Raw genomic sequence first — 24,706 nt, forward strand, 5'->3', positions numbered from 1 at the left:
ATATTAGATGATTAATCTTTCAACTGAAACCACACCTTTAATTTTAATCCAGGGGATATATTGGTCTTCGAAAATTATAAAAATCCTAACCAAAAGCTATTGCCAATTTCCGTACTCTATCCTCTAAACTTTCATTGCTCATTTTTTCTCTTAATCGATCCACCATTATTGGAAATGCAAAAGGTGTCGGTTTTTCTGGATAGGTAATCACAAATTTTTGATTTTGTATCCTTTCCAGACAATCGCGAAGGCGGCTTTCTTCCAATTGAAAATCCATAACTTCCTGGTAAGCCTGTTTTAAAAGCAAATTATCAGAATCGTATTGTTTAAACATGTCAAAAAATAAAGCCGAGGAAGATTTTAAATGTTTATCGGCAATATAAGCCCCGGGATATCCATTAAACACCATTCCTGAAATTGTGGCGATGTCTCTGAATTTGGATCTAGCCATTTCAGTGCTATTGACACTTGCCTGAATGTCTTCATAAAGCCGATCGGTAGTAAAAAACCCATTTTCAATGGCCTCTACTATGGGAATTTCCTGATCGGATAACAATTCAAATCCGTAATCATTATAGGCCATGGAAAAACTAAATGGCCGAAGCAAAGACATCCTATAAGCCAGCAATGATGCCATGCCCTCATGTACAAAGCGGCCATCAAAGGGGTACATGCAAACATGTTGGCCCTCTCGGGTATTAAAAACCTCAATCAAAAACTCATCTTCTGCCGGTATATGCGATCGTTGCTTTTGGAAATCCAGCAATGGTAAGATGGTTTTAATCTCAATATCACTGGCTTCACCGCGGATTCCCTCTGCTAATTTTTTCCGAAGCAATTGCGCCAATTGAGATGAAAGTGGAAGTCTGCCACCTTGCCAGGATGGGACCTTTCCCTTTGTGTTTTTGCTTTTTCTCACCAATACCGACATGTTTTTTACCTGAACAAACTCCAGGCTTCGGCCCGCAAACCAAAATACATCGCCCGGTTTAAGATTATTTATAAACCACTCTTCCACGCTGCCAATTGTGCCTCCTCTGACGTATTTAACCAAAAGCATGTTATCCGAAACAATAGTCCCAATGGAAAGACGATGACGCATGGCTGCCCTTTTGTTCTGGATAAGGTATTTTCCATTGTGAACGCCTACCTTGTTAAATTCTTCATAAGCATCCAGACTTTCTCCACCCTTGCTAATAAAGTTCAGTACCCAATTCCATTCTTCTTTATTTATACTGCTGTAAGCAAAGGTCTTTTTTATTTCTTTAAAAATTTTGTCGGGCTCAAAGCCTCCGGAAACTGATAAGGTTACCAGGTACTGCACCAATACATCGAAGGATCGGATATAAGGAATTCTACCTTCTACCACCCCACTGTTGATTCCATCTCTAAGAGCAGCCCCCTCTATCAATTCAATCGCATGCGTTGGTAAAAAATGTATTTTGCTTGTAGCCCCGGGTTGATGTCCGCTTCTACCCGCTCTTTGCATAAAACGCGCAATATTTTTTGGGCCACCGACCTGAATTATGGTTTCAACGGGCCGAAAATCCACACCCAAATCGAGGCTCGAAGTACAGACCACCGCCTTGAGACTGCCTTGATCAAGGGCGTTTTCCACCCAGGCGCGAATATCTTTATCGATACTGCCATGATGCATGGCCATGATTCCCGCAAAATCCGGTTCCTTTTCAAGAAGTTTTTGATACCAGATCTCACATTGTGCTCTTGTGTTTGTAAAGATTAATGTACTCGTTGAGCTTTTAATAATTGGAATAACTTTCTCTAATAGTTTTGTTCCGTAATGGCCTGCCCATGGAAATTTTTCTATTTCATCGGGAAGGATCGTATGCACTTCTGTAGTCTTATGGATATCCGCTTTCACCATTTGAAATGCTTCAGTGCGATAAGATGAGCCAAGCAATACATAAGCGGATTCTTCAAGGTTGCCTATGGTAGCTGAAATACCCCAAATGCAGAGTTTAGAGTTCAGGGATTTGAGACGCGAGATGGCGAGTTGTGTTTGTACACCTCTTTTATTTCCCGTGAGCTCATGCCATTCATCAACGATAAAAGCTTTCAGGTTCTTAAAACGCTTTTCATAATTCTTTTGTGCGAGTAATAAATGAAGACTTTCTGGTGTAGTAATCAATAAGTCGGGCATACTTCGCGTTTGCTTTGCGCGCTCTGCCGTACCGGTATCGCCATTTCTTACGCCCACAGTCCAGTCCCAACCCAAATCATCGATCACACGCTGACATGCCCCTGCAATTTCTCCTGATAAAGCGCGAATCGGGGTAATCCAAATCGTTTTTAATCCTTTCTCCTGATAATCATCCGGATTTGAAATAGCATCCAATAATACGGCCCACCACAACGCATAGGTTTTTCCGGAACCCGTCGGCGCATTTAAAAGACCATTTTTTCCTTCAGCAAAAGCCTTCCAAACCTCCTCTTGAAAAGGAAATTGTCTCCAGTTTTTTTCAGCGAACCAGTCTTTTGCAAATTGAAAATCAGCCTTTGATTTTTTCATTTAATACCCCTATCTAGTCCTCGTTTGTAACGAGGATTTTCATAACTGGCTCCCTATCTAGTCCTCGTTTGTAACGAGGACCAGTTTTTGGGGGACTACCAGGATTTCAGACACTCAATTCGACAGAATAAATGGTTATTTTATCATTTCTATTTTACCCGCTTTGCGATTTTGCGTTTTACGTGCCTTGCGAATTCTGCAGCTCACCACCTTGTACTCCGGGCACATGGCTTCTGAACAATGCTCATCTGAGGTGATGATATTTAACATGATCTCCGGAAAATGGAATGTCGAGCTCAGAATACCCGGTTTCATCTCATCGCTCACTTTAGCTTTTATGTCTACTTTTCCTCTTGGGCTTTCCACGCATACCATATCTCCGTCTTTTAATCCCTCCTTTTTGGCATCCTCAGGATTGATAAGCAATACATCCTCGGTCAGAATATCCAGATTTCCGGTTCTACGCGTCATGGCACCGCAATTGTAATGCTCGAGTTCTCTGTTTGTAGTAATGATATATGGATAGTCTTTTCCGTGTTTTTGGATTTCGTTGCTTTCTTCAAAGGGGATAAAAAATAATTTACCCTTGCCTCTTTTGAAATCTTTCTGATGAAGAATCTGTGAATCCGTGCCATCGGGTAATACAGGCCACTGTTTGCCATTATCCCCAAGATTTTCCCAGGTTACGCCGGCAAAGAATGGAACGATGCCCGCAATTTCTTTCAAAACTCCCGCAGCCGTGTAATCAGGCTGAGAATAACCCATTCTGTTCATTATATCCACGATGATCTGTCCATCGGGTTTGGTACCTTCCAATGGCTCTACCACTTTATTAACACGCTGAATTCTTCTTTCACCATTGGTAAAGGTGCCTTCTTTCTCAAGGAAAGATGCTCCCGGCAGAATTACATCGGCATGTTCGGCAGTTTCTGTCATAAACAATTCCTGAACGACCAGTAATTCCAAACTGTCAAGCGCTTTTCTAACTTTATTGGTATTGGGATCGGTTTGAACCACATCTTCACCAATCAACCATAAGGCCTTGAGTTTTCCTTCAATAGCAGCATCAAACATTTCAGGGATCTTGTATCCAATATGCGAAGGGACGATGTCAGAAGCGTAAAATTCCCTGTATCTTTTATTGATTTGCGGATCCGTAACATCGAGATATCCTGCACCCTGATGCGGCTGTGCACCCATATCTGCTGCACCCTGCACATTGTTTTGGCCCCTGAGTGGATTTACGCCGCCACCTTCTTTGCCAATATTCCCTGTGATCATAGCGAGATCAGCTATCAATTGAACGGCAAATGTCCCCTGCTTGTGTTCTGTTACGCCTAATCCATGAAATTCCATTGCTGACTTGGCACTTGCATAGGCTTTTGTTGCTTCTTTAACCAATTCTTTATCGACACCGGTAATTTTCTCCATTTCATCGATGTCAATGCTGAGTATACCCTTTTTAAAATCCTCCCAGCCTTCCAATCTGTTTTCGATAAACTCCTTATCTTCCCAACCTTCGGAAAGAATGAAATACAACATCATATTGAGCAAGGCCACATTGGTACCCGGTCTTAGTTGTAAATGATAAGAAGCGTATTTGGCCAATTCTATCTTTCTTGGATCCACCACAATGCCGGTGATACCTTTCATTAACTTTTGCTTTAATTTAGCACCCGTAACAGGGTGAGCATCAGTAGGATTTGCGCCAATTATAAATATGCAATCTGTTTTTTCTATATCCTTTATGGAATTGGTAGCTGCACCTGTTCCGAATGTTCTTTGCATTCCCAATGCCGTCGGCGAATGGCATACCCTGGCACAACAATCTATATTGTTTGAACCAATCACTGCTCTCATAAATTTTTGCATCAGGTAATTTTCTTCATTGGGTGTTCGTGCCGAAGAAATACCGGCTATGGAATCCGGACCATGATCTTTCTTTAATTGATTAAATTTATCTACTATGAAATCATAGGCTTCATCCCATGATACTTCCTTGAATTTGCCATCCTTCTGTTTGATCAATGGAGACTTTATGCGATCCGGGTGATCGTAGAATTTAAATGCATAACGCCCTTTAAGACATGTATGCCCGGCATTGGCTTCTGCTTCATATGGCGCCTGTATGGATTTGATTTCGCCGTTTATTGTGCTGATTTCAAGATTGCAACCCACACCACAATAGGTGCAAATGGTTCTGGTCGTTTCTTTTGCCTGAACAGCCTTGGATTGAAACACATCAGAAATTGCGGATGTAGGACAGGCCTGAGCACAAGCGCCGCATGACACACAATCCGATTCAAAAAAACTGACATCCGCACCCTTGGCAATTTTACTGTCAAATCCTCTACCAGCCATTGTCAGCACCATTTCTCCCTGCACTTCATCGCAAGCCCGTACACAGCGATAACAATTAATACACTTGGATAAGTCTGAGGTCATATAGGGATGCGATTTGTCTTTTTCCCTGTCCAAATGGTTATCCCCTTCCGGATAGCGCACCTCTCTTATTCCGACTCTTGCGGCTACATCCTGTAATTCGCAATTGCCATTGACTTCACAGGTGAGACAATCCAAAGGATGATCAGTCAATACCAACTCCATAATATTTTTTCTCAAACGCTGTACATTTGGGGAATCTGTGTAAACATACTGACCTTCCGAAATAGGAATATGGCATGATGCCACGGTTATTATTTTTCCACCTTTTTCATTGGCTACATCAACGCTACAGACCCTGCAGGAACCAAAAGGTTCGAGGTTTGGTGCATCGCAAAGCGTCGGAATGGCATCTCTTTTTCCTTCCACACGTCTTACAAATGATAGAATTGTTTCCTCTGCTTTAATTTCAAATGGGCGGTCGTTGATATAGGCTATCTTAGTCATGTTCTTCTTATTTGAAATAGGCTTTTAATTCATCGTTAAAATAATGCAGTGCATTTTTTACGGGCAAAGGAATCCCTCCACCATGCGCGCAAAGCGATCCGATTTCCAGGGTGTGTAAAAGATCATCAATGAGGTAGCGATCCATTTTAAAACTACTGTCTTCCTGAGCTTTTTTAAACATTTCATAACCCCGATGTGTACCCAATCTGCATGGAAAACATTTGCCACAACTTTCATCTGCCGCAAATTCTAAAAGATGCTCCAGGTATTTCACTATTGGGAATGATTCCGGGATACTTACCATTCCGGCATGTCCCAATAAAAAACCGTTTTCGGCAAATGATTCAAAATCTATACTTAGATCCGAAAATTTCTCGGCCGGTACAATGCCTCCCAGGGGGCCTCCTATATGCAGCGCTTTAACATTTTCCCTAAAACCCTTGCCCAGATCATTGATGACGGTGAGTAAAGGTGTTCCCATAGGCACTTCATAAAGTCCGGGTCGGTTAAAAAAGCTGTCAAGGCAAACCAGTTTTGTCCCCGAGGAGTGCTCCGTACCGAATTCGTGAAAATCTTCGCTTTCTTCCTCAAGGATGAAATGCACTGCGGCCAGCGTCTCCACATTGTTGACCACCGTTGGTTTGTTAAAAAGTCCAGAAATTGCAGGAAATGGTGGTCTTGTTCTGACTTCCGGCCTTTGTCCTTCAATGGAATTGATAAGTGCCGTTTCTTCTCCACAGATGTAAGAACCCTGTGCTCTGATGACTTTAAAATCGAAATTGAATCCGGTTCCATAAATGTCTTTTCCCAATAAATCGTTTTTACGAAGCTCTTCAACGGCATTTTCAATGGCAGATACCGATTCCGGGTATTCACCGCGGATATAGACTATGCCCCACTCAGCGCCGATACAATGGCCGGCGATCATCATTCCAAAAAGAACGGAATGCGGCCTTTCTTCCAACAAATAGCGATCGGAATAAGCTCCGGGATCCCCTTCGTCCCCATTGCAAATAATGAATTTTTCCTTGCTTTTAGCATTTCGGCAGAATTCCCATTTCTTACCCATATGAAATCCTGCACCTCCCCGACCCCTTATTTTTGAATTTTTTATTTCTTCCAATACTTCTGCTCCGTCTTTTTTTAATTCCCGGATCAAAGGAGCGTAGTGTTTTTCAATACCTTCAAATGGCCTTGTCAATATGGCCTCATCCAATGCTTCTACATGATATTTGTCTTTAGAATGTAATCCCTCTTTTACAATTGTATCAATTTCTTCATGTGATTTGGCAGAGTAATTATTGCCTTTGTAATGAAATGAGGAATTTTCATGGCATCTCCCCAAACAGCACATATGTCCAATTTCTTCTTCCTTAAAATGTCTTTTAAGTTCATTTTTCAGGTTTTCCTGAGTGCCGGCGCATAAACAGGTAGAGCCATTGCAGATGTATACTTTTTTTCCTTTGTTATCGGGTTTAAGAAAATCGTAAAAAGTGGTAGTTCCATAGGTATTGGCCTTGCCGAAAAGAAACTCCTCAGCCAGTTCATCCAGCTTTTTCGGATCCGGTGTCCCATCATTTTCAATGGCCAAATGACCGAGTTTGTCAAAGAGATTGTTTTTTAGTCCTTTTCTACCGGATAATTCACTGAGATTTTTTGACATGTCGATCGTATTAAGACGCTTCTCAAATTAGCATTTATATTTGAATATAAGGAATTTTTGAGATGGATTGAAAAATTGATCCGAACAAAAAATTCTGTTTAAATCTTATTGGATTTATTTTAATTTTCCAATCCAAATCTAAAACGCATCTTTGTTCAATGAATACGGTCCAGGCATACACTCTACTCAGCGATTTAGATATCCATCTTTTTCGCGAAGGCAAACATTTTGAACTCTATAAAAAACTTGGTGCTCACCTCATCGATGAAAAGAAACAAAAGGGAGTATACTTTGCTGTTTGGGCTCCGAATGCAAAATCAGTTAACGTTATCGGAAGTTTTAACGGCTGGAATAAACACAGCCATCAACTCTTTAACCGTTGGGACAGTTCGGGTATTTGGGAGGGTTTTATCCCCGATCTTGTTAAGGGCGAAACCTATAAATATTCAATCGAAACGCAAAGCGGCGAATTAATTGAAAAAGGTGACCCATTTGCCAAGCTATGGGAGGTGCCACCAAAAACGGCTTCGGTGATTTGGGATGAGGAATACCACTGGAAGGATTCCAAGTGGATGAAGTCGAGGAAAAAGAACAATGCGCTCAATCAGCCATATTCTGTGTATGAGGTTCATCTGGGAAGCTGGAGAAGAAAACTGGACAAACCCGACGAAAGTCTGTCCTATGTGGAAATGGCGGATCAATTGGTGAATTACGTCAAGGATTTGAATTTTACCCATGTGGAATTAATGCCTGTCATGGAGCATCCCTTTTTTGGTTCCTGGGGCTATCAGATCCATGGCTATTTCGCGCCGACTTCGCGATTTGGCACACCGGGCGACTTTCAATACCTGGTCGATCGATTTCATCAGGAAGGTATTGGCGTCATTGTGGATTGGGTGCCATCCCATTTTCCGGGTGATGCGCATGGATTATTTCGTTTTGACGGATCGGCATTGTATGAACATGAAAACCCTCAGGAAGGCTTTCACCCCGACTGGGAAAGTTATATTTTTAATTATGGAAGAAATGAGGTTCGTTCTTTTCTGATTTCGAGTGCACATTGTTGGCTTGACCGTTTTCACCTGGACGGCTTGCGCGTAGATGCTGTGGCTTCCATGCTTTATCGCGATTATTCGAGAAAAGAAGGCGAGTGGATACCCAATGAATTCGGTGGAAGAGAAAATCTAGAGGCGATTTCATTTCTCAAAGACATGAACATGAGTGTTTATGAAAAATTTCCCGATGTACAAACCATTGCCGAAGAATCAACTTCATTTCCCGGCGTTTCCAGACCCATTTTTGCCGGCGGTCTCGGTTTTGGTATGAAATGGATGATGGGTTGGATGAATGATACCCTTGAGTATTTCAAGGAAGATCCCCTTTTCAGAAGGTATCATCACAACAAAATAACCTTTAGTCTGGCCTATGCTTTTTCAGAAAATTTCATGCTTCCGCTTTCTCACGATGAGGTAGTTCATGGCAAAGGGGCGATTATTGAAAGAATGCCGGGAGACGAATGGCAAAAGTTTGCCAACTTGCGTCTTCTCTATGGCTATATGTACACCCACCCGGGTACCAAGCTCCTTTTTATGGGTGATGAAATAGGCCAGACTTCCGAGTGGAAACACGACAATAGCCTTCGATGGGATCTTATGGAATTTGAGCCCCACAAAGGCATTCAGGCGCTCGTACGGGATTTAAACAAACTTTATAAGGCAGAACCTGCCTTGTATGAAAAAAGCTTTGAACAAGATGGCTTTGAATGGATCGAACTGAACGATCACGAAAATTCAATTCTTTCTTACATCAGAAAAGGCGATGATGCTAAAAATAACTTAATAGTATTGTGTAATTTTACGCCCGATGCCAAGGAGAATTATCAATTTGGCGTATCGGAGAAAGGCAAGTGGAAAGAAATCTTTAATTCAGACCAAAAGGAATATTGGGGAAGTGGGTTTTGCAATGAAAAAACACTGGAAAGCATTAAGGAAGGTAAACATGGTAGACCATATTCAATGTCTGCCAAAATACCGCCACTGGGCCTTACTATTTTAAAAAGACAATAATTTATGGACAAGAAATATGTCTGTATTCACGGACATTTTTACCAGCCGCCTAGAGAGAATGCATGGCTGGAAGAAATAGAACTTCAGGAATCAGCTCAACCTTATCACGACTGGAACGACCGCATTACCAATGAATGCTACGGCCCCAATGGCGTGTCGCGTATATTGAATGACAAAGGAAAGATCACGGATATTGTCAATAATTATTCCAAGATCAATTTTAATTTCGGTGCTACCCTCCTTTCCTGGATGGAACATAAAATGCCAAAGGTTTATCAGAGCATTATCGAAGCTGACAAACTGAGTCAGGAACATTTTGACGGTCATGGATCCGCCATAGCCCAGGTTTACAATCACATCATCATGCCTCTGGCCAATCGCAGGGACAAGGAAACCCAGGTAATTTGGGGACTTTACGATTTTGAACAGCGTTTTGGTCGAAAATCCGAAGGCATCTGGCTGGCAGAAACAGCTGTTGATATTGAAACGCTTGAAGTGCTGGCTGAAAATGACGTTAAATATACCATACTGGCACCTTCCCAGGCAAAACATTATCGCAAAATTGGCGATAGCAAATGGGAAAAAGGCATCGATACAAAAAGGCCTTATAAATGTAATCTGCCAAGCGGAAAAAGCATTTATTTGTTTTTCTATGATGGAGAACGTTCCCAGGAAGTGGCTTTTAAAGGAGTTCTGAATGATGGTAAAAAATTCGCTCATCGTCTCACTGATGGCTTTCATTATGAAAAAGGTGTAGAACTAAGCCATATAGCCACTGATGGAGAGTCTTACGGACATCATCATAAAAACGGAGATATGGCGCTTGCCTATTGCATCCGTTATATTGAAGATCATGAATTGGCCACTATTACCAATTACAGCCAGTTTTTAAGACTTTTTGAAGTTGACCATGAAGTGGAGATTTACGAGGATAGTTCATGGAGCTGTGCTCATGGCGTAGAAAGATGGAGGGATAACTGTGGCTGTAATTCAGGTATGAATCCTGGCTGGCATCAGAAATGGCGTAAACCTCTGAGAGAATCGCTCGATTGGCTCAGGGATGAACTGATTAAGAGTTTTGAAGAATTGACTTCAGAGTACAAAATCGATGGCTGGTTTTTGCGAAACAGATACATTGAAGTTTTGTATAAACGATCACCCGAGCGAATCAATCTCTTTATTGAAAAATATGTCAATCCTGAATTGAGCGACATCCAAAAAACCAAACTCATTCGCTTGTTGGAGATGCAAAGACAAGCCCTTTACATGTTCACCTCCTGCGGCTGGTTTTTTGATGAAATTTCGGGCATTGAAACCGTGCAAATATTACAATACGCCAATAGGGCAATTCAATTGCGTTATGATGTAACCAAAGAAAGTCTCGACCAGAAATTCAAAAAACTGCTTGAAAAAATTCCTAGCAACGTCGTAGAATATGACAATGGCAAAGCGATCTACGAACGCTTCGTAATGCCCAAACGACTGAGTTTAACACAGGTGGGTATGCACTATGCCGTAAGTTCTTTATTCCAGGAAGACAATAAGCAATTGACAGTGTTAAATTATGATTCCAGTTCAGAGGAATATCACAGATTTAAAGGCGGAAGTCAGGTGGTTGCCCTGGGTAGGACAAAGGTGAAATCAAGAGTAACTTTATCAAATAAACACTTTAGCTTTGCAATACTATACCTTGGTAATCATCATCTTATAGGAAATGCATCGGATGCATTGAACAAGGACGAATTTAGCGGATTGGTCATTCAAATCAAAGAAGCCTTTGAGTCTTCAAACATTGCCTTAGTGATTCAATTGATCAAGGATAATTTCCGACATAAGAGTTTTTCCTTTTTCAATTTATTGAAGGATGAGCAGCACAAATTACTGGAACGCGTTCTCGAGGATAAATCAGAAGAGGCCATGGCTTCTCTTAAAAAATTGAATAGCAATAACTATTCTCTGATGAACCTGATGTCAAAATCCAATTTGAAAATTCCGGATATTCTTCTTAAAAATTTAGAAACTGAAATTGACTACCGGCTTACAGCTTGTCTTGAACACAATGGAGATTTAATTCCAATAGATGATCTACAGGATTCTATTTCCGAAGTTAAAAAATGGGATTTCAAGGTCAATACGGTTTTGCTTGATTATTTAGCCACAAGAAAACTCAATAAACTGGTTGAAGAGGGAAAAAAATCATTTCAAATTCCTAAGATTCTTAAAAATCTCTGGGAAGCCCTTCCCTTGTTGAATGAAATTGGTGTGTATCCCGAATTAAACGAGCTTCAGGATATTGTTTTTAGAATCCTTCATAAAAACCTTTATATCATAGGTCGTGATGCCTTTCTTTTTGATCTGGCTAAATACATTAATCTCGATCTCGATTCCGTGGATAAAGAAAAGGAAGACACCAGGGTTTTAGGATGATTATTTAATGATGAACAAAAAATCTGGTAATAAAGAGAGAAAATAAGCGGATTGATGTGTTTTTGATGTAGTTTATGAATTAGAGCTTAGCCATGTATTGGCTATTTTTAAGTTTAATTAAATCAAAGACTATGAAAAAAGTATTTTATGCCATAGGGTTATCATTGTTAATCGCATGTGGATCTGATGATGACAATGGAAACTCCGGCACTCCCACGCCAAATGACACTACTTCCGATATTACCCAGTATGCAGGTTATACACTCATATGGAATGACGAATTCAACTCTAATGAGATTGATGCCTCAAAATGGGTCTATGAAACAGGAGATGGCACTGATTTCGGCCTTCCTGCAGGTTGGGGAAATGCAGAATTGCAAATTTATACCACTGATGAGGCCAATTCATCGATAAAGGAAGATGACGGAAATTCAGTACTCGCCATCACCGCTCTTGAATCTGGAGGAAACTATACCTCGGCAAAAATGACCACCAATGGTACTTTTAATGCGCGCTTTGGTAGAATTGAAACCAAAGCTAAATTACCGGAAGGCAAAGGCCTATGGCCTGCTTTTTGGACTTTAGGAACCAACAGAAGCGAAATTGATTGGCCGGGATGCGGAGAGATCGACATCTTTGAAATGCTAGGTGATAATACCAGTCAAATTTACAGCACGGTTCATTATGTAGAAGGTACAGTAGACAATACATCAAAAGGTGAGCAACAGGGAACTCAAATTCTTTCTTCAGGCTCATTTAGTGAAGACTATCATATGTTCCGTTTGGATTGGACCCCTGAATCAATGTCCTTTTATGTGGACGGCATATTAACCAATCAGGTTCCAATAGAAGATGACATGAAGGAATTTCTGAGAGAGCACTATTTAATCCTAAATGTAGCTGTTGGTGGCTTTTGGCCGGGAAATCCCGATGCAAATACTTCATTTCCACAGGAAATGCTAGTTGATTATGTAAGAGTTTATTCAAAAGATGATCTGAACCCTTCTGCCCCACCTGTGCTCGATCCACAAGAAGAAACCATCGGGCAGTTTATAGAAGCGAGTATAGCAGACAATGCCGTAAAAGAGGGATATGAAGATTTTGGCGCCATTGATGTTATGGTCTTTGGCGGTGGTGGTGAACCAGAAATTCTGGTGTCACCCGAAGCTATTGACGGTGATTCCAGCGTATTGCTAAAATATCCAGGCGGAGCCTGGGGTGGGGCATTTTTTACTTTAGATAATCCGGTAGATTTTAGTTCTGTATCGGGTGGAAATTTGCATTTTTCCATCAATACCCAGGCGGATTTAAACGATGTGGAAATTAAACTCGAAAGCCCGAATCAGACCACCGCTGCGGCAGTATTCCTTGTAAACTATACCGGTACAGATATCGGAAACGGTTGGATGGAGTATTCTATTCCAATGGCCGATTTCTCCGGTCTTGATCTCAGCCAGCTAGCCATACCATTCGCCATGTGGAATCCCAAAGACACGAATGGAGATTTTGTCCAAATGGATATTCTGGTAGATAATTTGTACATCCAATAGCGATGACATAAAAGATCAAAAAAAAGCCCGCAAAAGCGGGCTTTAATTTTAGGTTTACATGATATTATAATATGACCACTGAGTTTTCTTCTCCCGATACAGGGCTTTGAACATATTTATCTGCTTCCCAGTCGTTTTCGTATGATTTCCCATCGATTAAATATCTGAATTGATATTCTTTATCTTTTTCCAAAGAGAGTGTTGTTTTGAACTCTCCTGTTTTAAATTTCTTCATGGGATTGGCGTTTGATTTCCAATCATTGAAATCACCAACCACTGATACTTTCTTTGCTTTGCCTGCTGCTTTTACTGGTAAGGAAAATGTGACCTTACACTCTTTTTTTGTTTTGAAATACTGTTTTTTAATTGCCATCGCTAATTTAATTTGACTTTGCAAAACTAGATATAAGTCTGTTCAATTTACAATAATCAGCAGATTATTTAATTGTTAACTATTCTCTTTGTGAAGTATTTTTTGTTGAGAGAGATCAAGGAAGATATCCCGGATAGTATCCGGGAATAGCTGCGCGATTGAGATACAGGATGATATCCCGGATTATTTCCGGGAATAGCTGCGCGATTGAGATACAGGATGAGATCCGGGAATAGTAACTGATTCTTGTTGATAATTTTCAAAGGCAATTTGCATATCAATAAGGCAGGCTCAGAAAAATGTAATTGGTATTTATCAATTAAAAGTCTATCCCCGCATGATATGCGGGGTCTCCTACATATTTTGAAATTTATCAAATGCCAATTTCAATATTATTGAGGATGTTTCAGGTGTTTTACGTTTATATCTTGAGCAATAAAAATAATAATGTCCTTTATACAGGCTTTACCAATGACATTTATAGAAGAACGCTTAAACATAAAAATGGACTGCAAGGGAAGTTTACAAAGACATATAAGGTCAATAAATTAGTTTATTTCGAGTCGCACAATAGTGCCGATGAAGCTTTGCATAGGGAATATTTATTGAAACGATGGAAACGGAAATGGAAGAATGAACTGATTGAAAGTATCAACCCTAATTGGCGGGATTTATTTGATGATTTTGTGGGTGAGAGAGAGATCCCGGATAATATCCGGGAATAGCTGCACGATTGAGACCCCGAATAATTTCCGGGAATAGCTGTATTATTGGAATCACGGTTAAAATCCGGGAATAGAAACTGGATGGAAAGACGTCAATTATTAGATTCTGATCTTTATTTCATCTTTAACAAAATCAAAGCTTACAAAAGCCAAATCTTTAATAATCTTGCTTTTATCCGCAGCATCTTCGAATGGGTCAAAGTTCGATACCGGCTCAATAAAACGGAAATCTTCTTTTTTAACTTTTAATGACTTCTCTCCAAGCTTAAGCGATTCAGCTTCAAATCCATGTAAATAAAGTTTTGCTGTTTTGAAATCGGATTTATAAGTCCCTTTTTGTTGAGCAATTAAAAGAGAGGATGCTTTTGGATCATATTGAATATGTCTTAAAGCATAAGCGCCATTGCGATAAGCGTAGGTTTCGCCATCGTCTTCGTAGAGTTCAAATTCCGAATTGCTTTTTCCCTTGTACAAATGAAGAATTAACTCCCCATCGTTTTTTTCGGAATTGTTTTGAACTGGATTTTGACCCGGAATTATGGCCCCGGCTTTTACAAACACCGGAAGTTTATCGTTTGGACATTCAATTATATACTCCTCTTCTCCTTTGTACTTTTTGTCTGTAAAGAAATCGTACCAGTCGCCCTTGGGCAAATACACCTTTAATAAGGATTGATGGGGACCTACCGGACAGACTAAAAGCGACGGCCCGAAGAGGTATTGATTTTGAAATTCTCCTTTAAATATATTTTCATCTTGTGGAAAATCCAATAAAAGCGCTTTGTTTAATGGGGACCCATTCTGACTGTGTTGATAAAAACAGGAATAGATATAAGGCATTAATATATACCTCAGCGTGATGTAATTCCTGGCTATTTCTTCTGCTTCTTCTCCAAAAGACCAGGGTTCCGCATCCCGTGAATTGATCATGGTATGACCGCGATAAAAAGGCGTAAAAGCACCCAAAGCAATCCATCTTCTGAAAAGTGGAATATCCGATTCTCCAATAAATCCACCGATGTCATTTCCTGAAAAGGGTACTCCGGCCAATCCCAATTGAGTAATGAGTCGAGCGCCCAAAAATAAATGATCCTCATTGGAAACATTGTCGCCTGTCCATACTGCTGCATAACGCTGTATACCCGAAAAAGCTGATCTTGTCAGTACAAAGGGTCGCTTTCCAGCCAAAGCCTGCTCAGCACCTTCAAAAGTAGAACGCGCCATTTGCATACCGTAAATATTATGTGCCAGCTTGTGATTTCCCTTGTGTCCATCGTATTCAAATTCTACAAGGTCAGGTACATTCTTGCCCCAAACGGCCGGCTCGTTCATATCATTCCAGAATCCGTCAATGCCATCTTCTACCAGGTTTTTAAAATAATTGGCCCACCATTTTCTCGCTTTTTCCTTTGTGAAATCAGGAAAGTATATTTTTCCGGGCCAGGCTTCACCCGAATATTTTTCACCATCCGGGTATTTTAAAAATACATTTTCCTTTATCCCTTCTTCCATTACAGCATAACCCTTTTCTATTTTAACACCGGGATCGATGATGACGACTACTTTAAAACCCTTCTTTTTTAATAAGGAAAGCATTTCTCGGGCTTGAGCAAAGCGCTCCGGATGCCATGTAAACACTTTATAGGCATCCATATAATGGATATCCAAATAAAGTACATCAGCCGGGATTTGTCGGTCTCTAAAATTCTCTGCCAGATTCAATAATTCGCTTGCCGGGTAATAAGAATACCTGCATTGCTGATAACCCAGACTCCATTTGGGTGGAATTGATGTAAATCCGGTCAATTGACAATACTGTTTTAGTATTTCTGAAGGATCATCGGAATGAAAGAAATAATAGTTTAATTGGCCTCTTTCAGCTTTAAAAAAACTAAAGCGGTGATTGGATGCACCAAAATTGAAAGTGGTTTTTGAACTGTTGTCGAGAAATATTCCATACCAGTTCTTTGCGTTTTTTGCAAAATAAAAGGGTGTGGAAGTATAGAGCGGATCGGTATCCGAATGATAACCAAATTCATCGGTATTCCAGTGCTGATACTGTCTGCCAGCCTTGTTTAAAGGTCCGGTCTTCTCTCCCATTCCGGTAAAAATCTCACCCTTGTTCAGGCTTTTATAATTACAAACCTCCTCCCCATCCCAGGCGATACCGAAAGCGGGCTCATCTGAATTGATGATAGTTCCATCCTTTTTAATAAAAGATACTCTCACAGGAAACTTGCTTACACGTGTATCAAAATATTGATTATGCAGAATTAGTTCTTTTTTGTTTTCGGAAGCAATGCTAATTGACTTTCTTTCTGAATTATTCACTGCATAGGAAAAATCATTAAAATCTTCCTCATTTCTAGCCGCCTGAACTCTTAGGGCCCCAAATTCCATTTCCCCAATGCGAATTTTTCCGTTGTCAGTATATAAAATGATGAAATTATCTTCAAGCTCGTGTCGGATATAATTACCTATTGATTGATGCGCCATATGATGCTAATAAAGCGGGCAAATTACGTAAATTATTAGCTTCTTACAGTCCATTAATTTTATCCTTTTTTTGAAGTTTAAAAGAGAGCAAAAGATAGCTTGTCTTTTTTTTAAAATCTAAACTGCTCCATTTCGAGGAATTATTTATTAATTATCAACTTATAACCCACTCCTCGAATATTCACGATTTTTAAATCCGGGTCCAAATTCAATTTTTTCCTAAGTTTCGATATAAAGACATCGAGGGTTCGACCGATGTAATCGCCTTCATCCGACCATATTTTTGATAAAATACTTTCTTTTTCCACGGTGGAGTTTGCATTGCTGTAAAGCAAATCAAGTAAATCTGCTTCCTTTGAGGTGAGTTCTATCTTTTTTCCTTTATACCTGAGCTCGGTGTGCTGCTTATCAAACTGATACTTTCCCAAAGCGATCAAATGGTTTGTTTTTTTGGCATTTTTTTGATAGTACCAAAGAAGACCGAAAAATATCACCAATGAAAGTGGAATGAATATTAAAAAGAGTTTGGATTTATCTTTATCAATTCCCGCCTGAATGCTATCTTCCTTTGAAATTGGATCAATGATGGCTCCTTTTGTTAAGGTAAATAGCAATTCATAACAGCCCTTCGGCTGCAGTCGGGACTGACAGGGTACGATGCTCGACGCTTTTTCCTCTTCTATTTGAAAACTGTAAACCACTTCCCTGCTTTCACAGTTTTCTACCTCCAGTATATACGACTCAGCCAGATTGGTCTCTGCAACAAATGAATCGATTACGCTGGACAAAACTTCGGGATCATAGGAAATGGCATTTTCAAAACGAATGCGGTATTTCCCATTTTCCTCGAGAATGGGCAAGACCCTTGATGTGCTGTCTCCGCTGCTTAACAAAACCTGATGGCCGATCATTCTCAGGGCAACTTTTATATGTTTTTGATCATAGTTATTGTTTGCATCTACTTCTTTGTAAATCAAAAAGAGAGCTAATACCAGGAAGAGCAAAACGTATTTCCTTAGGGATTGCATAGTGTAAAACTACCCGAATCTTGTTTAATTTATATTGATTTACATAAAATTTACATCATTTTACATTGCTTAACAGTCTCTAGGGGCCGGAATACATAGATTTGATTCAAACAATTCAAAAAACGATGAAAAAGCTATTCATAAACATTGGCATTATAATTCCTGTATTAAGCATTTGCTTTTTTGGCTTTAACTTATTTGGAAATAATCCGAAAGTTCAGAAAAATGAAGCCTGTTGTATTCCACAGCAAAATGTAAATCAAAGTCTTTATCCTGTTATGAATGAGCCCAATCCCGACTTTGGCTATGGCCTGGGTACTCGCTTTAATAATAACTTAAGCTTAGATCAAATCAGAGCGGCGAAAACCGTAAACGATCTTATCCCGGACAATAAGGGAAAAATCTTTCATTCATTTGAAAATGTACAGGTATCCGTATTTGGGGAATCGGGAGAAATCACGGAAGCATCCAATGGTAAAATGCTAAGCGCATCCCAATTGGCGCTCTTAAAAACCTTGAAGTATTCATCCGATTTTAATATACATGCTCAATGTAAAAGAATAATAGAGGGCGAAGAAAATGCGATAGATTACAATCTGGTTTATTATATCACGGTGGTTCCCGAACAGCAAGCCGAATATATAGAGGGCAAAGAAAAATTAATTGAATACCTGAAAAGTAACAGCATTAACAGAACTTCTGAAATTGGTAAAAACGAATTGAAATCCGGCATGTTGCACTTTGTTGTGAGCACCGAAGGTTCGATTGAAAATATCAGAATGGCTTCTTCCTGTGGGCTTGAATCGCTCGATGATAAAATGAAAGAACTGATTCTATCCACTTCAGGGCAATGGAAAAGCGCCAAAAACTCTAAATCAGAACCCGTTGAACAAGAATTGGTCTATTTCTATGGGATGATTGGATGTTAGTATTGATTATTTAATTGGAGAAGCTTATTTAGCCAAATCTCATTCTTTTAAGCAAATTTTCCTTAATTTCATCAAGGAATTTCCACGCTCCAGGGTGCTTTCATAACCGTATCCGGTAAAGAAAGATTTTGCTTATATCTGAAAAATGCCTCCGGTTTTTTTAATTCAATTTTCAGTCCCATGAAAAGCCCAATAATACTTCTCATTCTTAGCCTGATCTCATTTAATATTCATGCCCAAGGATCATTGGAACTAAATCTTTCTGTAGGTGGCACCTTTGTGGACATCGATGCGATTATTGAAGAAGATGAAATTGCCGGAACTTTTGCCACGGACTGGAGCACTTTTAATTACGGTTTTGGCGGGCAATTCGTATTTGCCTCTGTCAGCAATATTGGTTTTGGTACTGAGATCATGTATCAGTATTTGTATTGGTACTCGGTCAGTGTGCCTTTTGGATCGCAACGCATTTACCGGGAATACGATGTTTCCTGTACGAGAATTACACCTTTTATCAGAATCGGTTCCAATAACATGTTTTCACTTGATCTGGGACCTGAATTAAATTTTATCGATGGGATGACCCTTGGATTCCTAATTTCAGGTAATTATTATATTCCTATATCTGATAAAGTAGCTATTCCAATTAAATTGAGAGCTGATATTGTCAAAAACATCGGCATGCTCTATCCTCTTTCTTTAACTACGGGTTTGAGAATAAATCTCTGAGCATTGCAATACGCAAACTGCATTTAATGCAATCAAAAAAAAAATCCCCGTCCAGAATCTACTATGTAGCATTAGACGGGGATTTCTCTTTTAAGATCTATTTATTAACCTTCTTCACTGACAGGAAAACCTCTGTCTCTCATCAAGGCTTCGATTTTGGCATCGCGGCCTCTAAACAAGCGATAGGCTTCTGCGGGTTCTATGGCATTTCTTGGAGCAAAGAGGTATTCGACCAATTTTCCTGCCAATTCTTTATCGTAAAAACCACCGGGAGCTTCTGCAAATGCTTCGGCTGCGTCGGCAGTGAGCACATCGGCCCACATGTATCCGTAATAGGCGGTCGCATAACCTTCGCCTGAAAAGACATGTCCAAAATGTGGCGTTCTGTGTCGCATTACCAATTCCTCTGGCATATTCAATGCCTCAAGCTGTTCTCTTTCAAAGGCATCCGGATCAATTCCTTCGGGATCTGCCAAATGAAATTTCATATCCATTATGGCCGAGGCTAAATACTCGGTGGTAGAAAATCCCTGGTTAAAAGTACCGGCATTATTGATTTTCTGTACCAGCTCTGCCGGGATGGGTTCGCCTGTTTCATGATGCACCAAATAATTGTTGATCACTTCATCGGTAGACAACCATCTTTCTAATAGCTGGGATTGAAACTCTGTATAATCCCGTACTCCTCCATTCAGAGTTGGGTATTTCACATTTGAAGACAATGCATGCAGAGCATGACCAAATTCGTGAAAAAACGTAGTGGCATCATCCCAGGAAACAAGTAAGGCTTCTCCCGGTGCAGGCTTTACAAAGTTTGAATTGTTAGTAGATAATACATTTTCCGGACCGTTAAAGGTAGTATGCCCTCTGAATGTCATGGCCCAGGCCCCTGAGCGTTTGCCTTGTCGGGCATAGGGATCCAAATACCACAAACCTATGTTTTCGCCAGTGCTTTTATCATTGACTTCCCAGACTTTTACATCTTCGTGAAACACGGGCACCTTGCCTTCTTCCACGGGTTTGAATTCAAAATTGAACAATTCACCGGCCACATAATGCATGGCATCGGTTAATTTATCGAGCTGAAGGTATTGCTTTACTTCTTCCGAATTGAGATCGTATTTGGCTTTTCTCACCTTTTCGGCATAAAAGCGATAATCCCAGGGTTCAATTGTAATGTTATCTCCATTGGCATCGGCGATGGCCTGCATATCGGCTACCTCTTCTTCCACTCTGGCAATGGCCGCGGGCCAAACCGCTTCCATTAGCGCAATGGCATTCTCGGGTTTCTTGGCCATTCTGTCCTGCAATCGCCATTCGGCATAATTTTCATAACCGAGAATTTGTACTTTTTCCCGTCTCAATTTTAATATTTCAGATATCAAGGCATTGTTGTCGTACTCATCGCCATTGTCTCCCCTGGAATAATAATTGGTCCATACCTGCTTGCGCAATTCGCGCTCCGTGCTATAGGTAAGAAATGGATCCATGGAAGATCGCGTATTTACAATGGCGTATTCGCCTTCCCTGCCATTATCGGCTGCTATTTTGGCCGCAGACTTGATAAAACCTTCGGATAAGCCTCCCAATTGATCTTCCTTCAAATAGGTGATGTAGTTTTCTTCATCGTGCAATACATTATTTGAAAATTTGGTGTAAAGACTCGATAATTCCTTATTGATGGCTGCGTATTTTTCCTTGTCTTCAGGACTCAATTCCGCGCCGTTCATTGCAAATCGATTATAGATCAATTCCACTAATCTTTGCTGATCATCCTCCAGCGGATTTTCCTGAGAAGCATCATAAACCGTCTTTATTCTGTTAAAGAGTTTTTCATTCTGTGTGATTTTTGAACTGAATTCGGAATACAGGGGGGCTATTTCTTCCTGAATGGCCCTGAATTCAGGAGAGGAAAGATTAGCACTGAAAATACTGTAATAAGAACTGGCCCGGTCCAGTTCCGCACCTGATTTCTCCATTTCCACGATGGTATTCTCAAAAGTAGCTTCTTCAGGATTATTGGCAATGGCTTCAATTTCTTCAAGATTCATTTCCATGCCTTTAACCATGGCTTCCCGGACATCTTCCAGTTTCATTTTGTCAAAGGCAGGAACGCCACCGTAGGGCCCTGTCCATTCCATTAATAAAGGATTATCAATCATCTTTTCTTCTTTTGGCTCCTGCTTAGTACAAGCGGCGATTATTGATAATAGAATAAGTAATAAAAATGTTCCCAAATAATTTTTCATGATAATTTTTTGTTAAAGACTGATTGAAGAATTTGATGCGAAATGCAATTGAATATGGATTGGCGCTATTTTCTCAATAAATTGTACAGCAAATAATGCCCGAAAATAAGTAAATCAAACTATTTATTGCCAAAAGGCTGAAATAATATGATAAATGGATCAAATGGCGAGCGTTAAGTGTAGAGAAATAATTAAAGTGAAAACGATAACAGTATTATTCATTTTATTTCTCTCACTTGTAAGCAGTGCCCAGCAGCACAGAAGCGGCTATATATATACTGAAATCGCCAATAAAATAGCGGTAATGCCAGGCGACAGCGGCAATCATTTTGTACAGGTTGATTCATCTGATTTAAAAACCTGGGGACGCAGCTTACTTGACTTGCTAAGCGGAAATATTTCGCAGGCAGCTCTGAGAGCGGATTCCATTGCTTATAACCTCATTGATTTTACCGACACTTTTGATATTCCAAATCGTCAGTATTATATTTTAGAAACGGCAGATTCAAATTATTGGGGTTCTTATGTTTTTAATCCCAATTATTGCCGCAGTCTTGTCATTCAGTCGCCACATGCCATAAGAGATATCAATACCGGTTTGCAAGGGCTGCATGTTTTTCAAAAGACGGAAGCTATGTTTTTTATGGTCAATGGTACCCATCGATGCAATAGCAGTACTTTTTCCAGTTGCAGCGGAACCACCTCGAGCTGCTCGGGAGGAGCCGGTTCCGAGCCCTACAGAATTTCCGATTTGGCGCATAATACCATGTCGCTGTTTCAAAAAACAACTGAAGTCCTATTAAACACCTTTAGCCATACCTATTTTATACAATTGCACGGTTTCTCAAAACAGAGCAGCGATCCCTATGTCATTTTAAGCAATGGTACAGATAAAAGTCCCACATTAGATTTTATGCCAATATTAAAAAACGAACTCTTACTTCAGGATCCGGTATTGACCTTTAAAATTGCTCATATTGATACCAGTTGGACACGATTGAGAGGATTCTGGAATACACAGGGCAGACTTATTAATGGAGAGACAGACCCATGTATGCAAAATGCTACACGCAGCAATGGGCGTTTTTTTCATATTGAACAAGAACGGATTCGTTTGAGAGATGATGTTAATGCATGGAATAAAATGGCCAATGCCCTGCAAAATACATTTAATTGCTCACCGGCATTGCTTCGTAGCAATGCTAAAAAAGAAATGCCTGTGATTTACCCAAATCCGACAAGAGATTTTTTGGTTATACAATTCGAAGAACAAAGAGAAGACATGGTATATTTTGAAATTTTTGATGTCAATGGTTTTATAGTGAAGTCTGTTATGATAAATCAAAAGTCAGCTAAAATTGATGTATCCGCGCTAGACCCTTCTTTGTATTTTTATTCGGTTAAAAGCAATTCAAGTCTCTTCAGAGGTAAATTTGTAATTCAGTAATTACACAGGTATAATATTTTTTACTATGGAAGATTTAAAACAAAAAAATCCCGATTTTTAAACCGGGATTTTGTAAGAGAGGCAGTAATTAATAGCCTTTAATAGAGGTTCAAAATATAAAGGTCTTGTTTATTAAATTGCCCCTCTCTTAGCGCGCTTGTTTTTACCAATTTATCATTGATATAGACGGCAATAGAATAATCGCCAAACCTCGCCTTTTTAAAATCATAGCTTTTGCTAATTAATCCCTGCTTATTGGAAATTTCATCTTCGAGAATCAGCTCCTTATTATTCCTTTTAATAAGAATTCTTAAGGTGTCATTAGAATCCAGTTCTGTTTTTAAATTGATCATATGATTGGCATTTTCACGGATTAGTACCCGGTTCAATCCATTATTGGCCAATGCCAGATTTGCAGTAAAAGTGAAAGCGATAATTGCGAAAAATAATTTAAACGTTCTCATGTGTTTTTAATTTTTAATTGATGCTTGCAAAGCTCCGGTGAAATGCTCTTTGGCCTTTAACAGCCATCATTCAAAAAGTAAAAACTTTGGATCAGGGCTGTCAATTTTGCGTCAGGCCTAACAATTATGCGTCAAATGCGCTGATTTTGAGCAAATTCCTGATTTGTTATCTTTATAGAAAAAAAAGGTTATGAAACTATTGATATCCACTCTCTTAGTAATTTTTATTTCTTTCGCTGCTCAGTCACAGGCCCTGCAAAAGGGGAATATCGATGTTCATGCCGGTGTAGGGTTTGGCGTTTATAATTTTACCATAAAAAGCTTTGAAACCGAAAATGCTGATGCAGTACCGGGCCTGACAAATTTAGGAGCCTCTTATCGTATCAGCGATGCTTTTTCATTGGGCCTGGATTATGAAAGAAACGGTTTTGTCACCGATGCCGATTCAAACGAACAAGTGGTATCACAAAATTTTGGAATTACCGCAGGCTATAGTTTGGTCAATTCTGATAAAAATGTGTTGACGCCATTTTTTACAATCGGAGCCACAAGGCTAAAATTTGAAAATTTTGACAATCAGGATTATGTGACGGCAAATGGGCTACAACTTCAATTTGGCCTGGCCTGGAATCATTATTTTGGAGAGCGGTTCGGCATGTTCATCAATGCATCTGTCCCCTATTACTCTTATAGCAAATTTAAAAGCTCCAATGGCGATGTATACGAGGAAAGCCGGGTCGTCAATGATAGTCAGGGCAATCCTGTGGTGGAGACGCGTGTGGTGGATGGTTATATGACCGGTGTAAATATAAGACTGGGACTGGCTTTGAAATTGTGAGAAACAAAATAATATAACTGCCCCCACACTTGTCCTCGCCTTCATGCCATGCTTTGGCTCAACCTTCGGCAGCTAAACCCGCCTGCGGCGGGTAAACCGGACAGGCAGGGAGTAAACTTAAGGTCTGCAAAACAATTGAATTCGTCATTCCAAGACGATCGAACCCGAAAGTCTCGTAGAGTGATTCGGGGAGGAAGTTCTTGGAATCTCTTTCCTGAAAATATTAAATAGTGTGAATTATTTGACTAAAACAGCTATGGTCAAACTGATATGGCATGGATAATATTTACCTTCTTTGTCAAT

General features: G+C 39.9%; 16 protein-coding genes. 8 read left to right on the plus strand and 8 right to left on the minus strand.

Going from position 1 to position 24,706, the window contains the following annotated elements:
* Nucleotides 1–85: 85 nt before the first annotated feature.
* From HZR84_00685 to HZR84_00695, 3 genes are all read right to left on the minus strand, one after another.
* Nucleotides 86–2,530, minus strand: a complete 2,445-nt coding sequence (locus tag HZR84_00685) for a ligase-associated DNA damage response DEXH box helicase (GenBank protein ID QNL20526.1) — start codon at nt 2,528–2,530, stop codon at nt 86–88.
* Between the two features lie 135 nt (nt 2,531–2,665).
* Complete coding sequence (gene fdhF, locus HZR84_00690; protein ID QNL20527.1) at nt 2,666–5,419, minus strand: formate dehydrogenase subunit alpha; 2,754 nt, start codon at nt 5,417–5,419, stop codon at nt 2,666–2,668.
* Nucleotides 5,420–5,426: 7 nt separating this feature from the next.
* Nucleotides 5,427–7,082 (minus strand): NAD(P)H-dependent oxidoreductase subunit E, encoded by a 1,656-nt coding sequence (locus HZR84_00695; GenBank protein ID QNL20528.1) that lies wholly within the window; start codon nt 7,080–7,082, stop codon nt 5,427–5,429.
* A gap of 158 nt (nt 7,083–7,240) precedes the next feature.
* On the opposite strand from HZR84_00695, the gene glgB reads away from it, so the two are divergent.
* The 3 genes from glgB (at nt 7,241) to HZR84_00710 (ending at nt 13,125) form a co-directional block, all read left to right on the plus strand.
* The gene (gene glgB / locus HZR84_00700; protein QNL20529.1) at nt 7,241–9,148 is read left to right on the plus strand and encodes a 1,4-alpha-glucan branching protein GlgB; all 1,908 of its coding nucleotides are present in this window, start codon (nt 7,241–7,243) and stop codon (nt 9,146–9,148) included.
* A gap of 3 nt (nt 9,149–9,151) precedes the next feature.
* Nucleotides 9,152–11,575 (plus strand): DUF3536 domain-containing protein, encoded by a 2,424-nt coding sequence (locus tag HZR84_00705; protein ID QNL20530.1) that lies wholly within the window; start codon nt 9,152–9,154, stop codon nt 11,573–11,575.
* A 131-nt stretch (nt 11,576–11,706) separates the two neighbouring features.
* Complete coding sequence (locus HZR84_00710) at nt 11,707–13,125, plus strand: family 16 glycosylhydrolase (protein ID QNL20531.1); 1,419 nt, start codon at nt 11,707–11,709, stop codon at nt 13,123–13,125.
* Nucleotides 13,126–13,189: 64 nt separating this feature from the next.
* On the opposite strand, the gene HZR84_00715 is transcribed toward HZR84_00710, so the two are convergent.
* The gene (locus HZR84_00715; GenBank protein ID QNL20532.1) at nt 13,190–13,498 is read right to left on the minus strand and encodes an isoamylase early set domain-containing protein; all 309 of its coding nucleotides are present in this window, start codon (nt 13,496–13,498) and stop codon (nt 13,190–13,192) included.
* Between the two features lie 401 nt (nt 13,499–13,899).
* On the opposite strand from HZR84_00715, the gene HZR84_00720 reads away from it, so the two are divergent.
* The gene (locus HZR84_00720; GenBank protein QNL23148.1) at nt 13,900–14,223 is read left to right on the plus strand and encodes a GIY-YIG nuclease family protein; all 324 of its coding nucleotides are present in this window, start codon (nt 13,900–13,902) and stop codon (nt 14,221–14,223) included.
* Between the two features lie 99 nt (nt 14,224–14,322).
* Here HZR84_00720 and HZR84_00725 read toward each other — a convergent pair whose 3' ends face one another.
* Together HZR84_00725 and HZR84_00730 are read right to left on the minus strand one after the other, a co-directional pair.
* Complete coding sequence (locus HZR84_00725) at nt 14,323–16,719, minus strand: DUF5110 domain-containing protein (protein QNL20533.1); 2,397 nt, start codon at nt 16,717–16,719, stop codon at nt 14,323–14,325.
* Between the two features lie 140 nt (nt 16,720–16,859).
* Complete coding sequence (locus HZR84_00730) at nt 16,860–17,630, minus strand: winged helix-turn-helix transcriptional regulator (protein ID QNL23149.1); 771 nt, start codon at nt 17,628–17,630, stop codon at nt 16,860–16,862.
* Between the two features lie 242 nt (nt 17,631–17,872).
* Between HZR84_00730 and HZR84_00735 the strand changes: the two genes are divergently transcribed.
* Complete coding sequence (locus tag HZR84_00735) at nt 17,873–18,676, plus strand: hypothetical protein (protein QNL20534.1); 804 nt, start codon at nt 17,873–17,875, stop codon at nt 18,674–18,676.
* A 180-nt stretch (nt 18,677–18,856) separates the two neighbouring features.
* On the plus strand, nt 18,857–19,405 hold the full coding sequence (locus HZR84_00740) for a hypothetical protein (protein ID QNL20535.1): 549 nt from the start codon (nt 18,857–18,859) through the stop codon (nt 19,403–19,405).
* Between the two features lie 104 nt (nt 19,406–19,509).
* Here the strand turns inward: HZR84_00740 and HZR84_00745 are convergent, their stop codons facing one another.
* Nucleotides 19,510–21,654 (minus strand): M3 family metallopeptidase, encoded by a 2,145-nt coding sequence (locus tag HZR84_00745; protein ID QNL20536.1) that lies wholly within the window; start codon nt 21,652–21,654, stop codon nt 19,510–19,512.
* A gap of 163 nt (nt 21,655–21,817) precedes the next feature.
* Between HZR84_00745 and HZR84_00750 the strand changes: the two genes are divergently transcribed.
* A complete protein-coding gene (locus HZR84_00750) occupies nt 21,818–23,101 on the plus strand; it encodes a T9SS type A sorting domain-containing protein (protein QNL20537.1) in 1,284 nt (427 codons plus the stop codon).
* 98 nt (nt 23,102–23,199) lie between these two features.
* On the opposite strand, the gene HZR84_00755 is transcribed toward HZR84_00750, so the two are convergent.
* The gene (locus tag HZR84_00755; protein QNL20538.1) at nt 23,200–23,565 is read right to left on the minus strand and encodes a hypothetical protein; all 366 of its coding nucleotides are present in this window, start codon (nt 23,563–23,565) and stop codon (nt 23,200–23,202) included.
* 190 nt (nt 23,566–23,755) lie between these two features.
* Between HZR84_00755 and HZR84_00760 the strand changes: the two genes are divergently transcribed.
* A complete protein-coding gene (locus tag HZR84_00760) occupies nt 23,756–24,403 on the plus strand; it encodes a porin family protein (GenBank protein QNL20539.1) in 648 nt (215 codons plus the stop codon).
* Nucleotides 24,404–24,706: the final 303 nt, after the last annotated feature.

Source organism: Hyphobacterium sp. CCMP332 (assembly GCA_014323545.1).
Lineage (GTDB): Bacteria > Bacteroidota > Bacteroidia > Cytophagales > CCMP332 > CCMP332.

Coding starts and splice junctions, on each gene's coding strand:
- HZR84_00745 (QNL20536.1), bottom strand. CDS start 21,654: ATGAAAAATTATTTGGGAACATTTTTATTACTTATTCTATTATCAATA.
- HZR84_00730 (QNL23149.1), bottom strand. CDS start 17,630: ATGATCGGCCATCAGGTTTTGTTAAGCAGCGGAGACAGCACATCAAGG.
- HZR84_00705 (QNL20530.1), top strand. CDS start 9,152: ATGGACAAGAAATATGTCTGTATTCACGGACATTTTTACCAGCCGCCT.
- glgB (QNL20529.1), top strand. CDS start 7,241: ATGAATACGGTCCAGGCATACACTCTACTCAGCGATTTAGATATCCAT.
- HZR84_00695 (QNL20528.1), bottom strand. CDS start 7,082: ATGTCAAAAAATCTCAGTGAATTATCCGGTAGAAAAGGACTAAAAAAC.
- HZR84_00760 (QNL20539.1), top strand. CDS start 23,756: ATGAAACTATTGATATCCACTCTCTTAGTAATTTTTATTTCTTTCGCT.
- HZR84_00710 (QNL20531.1), top strand. CDS start 11,707: ATGAAAAAAGTATTTTATGCCATAGGGTTATCATTGTTAATCGCATGT.
- HZR84_00715 (QNL20532.1), bottom strand. CDS start 13,498: ATGGCAATTAAAAAACAGTATTTCAAAACAAAAAAAGAGTGTAAGGTC.
- HZR84_00725 (QNL20533.1), bottom strand. CDS start 16,719: ATGGCGCATCAATCAATAGGTAATTATATCCGACACGAGCTTGAAGAT.
- HZR84_00750 (QNL20537.1), top strand. CDS start 21,818: ATGGCGAGCGTTAAGTGTAGAGAAATAATTAAAGTGAAAACGATAACA.
- HZR84_00755 (QNL20538.1), bottom strand. CDS start 23,565: ATGAGAACGTTTAAATTATTTTTCGCAATTATCGCTTTCACTTTTACT.
- fdhF (QNL20527.1), bottom strand. CDS start 5,419: ATGACTAAGATAGCCTATATCAACGACCGCCCATTTGAAATTAAAGCA.
- HZR84_00740 (QNL20535.1), top strand. CDS start 18,857: ATGAAAAGCCCAATAATACTTCTCATTCTTAGCCTGATCTCATTTAAT.
- HZR84_00685 (QNL20526.1), bottom strand. CDS start 2,530: ATGAAAAAATCAAAGGCTGATTTTCAATTTGCAAAAGACTGGTTCGCT.
- HZR84_00735 (QNL20534.1), top strand. CDS start 17,873: ATGAAAAAGCTATTCATAAACATTGGCATTATAATTCCTGTATTAAGC.
- HZR84_00720 (QNL23148.1), top strand. CDS start 13,900: ATGTTTCAGGTGTTTTACGTTTATATCTTGAGCAATAAAAATAATAAT.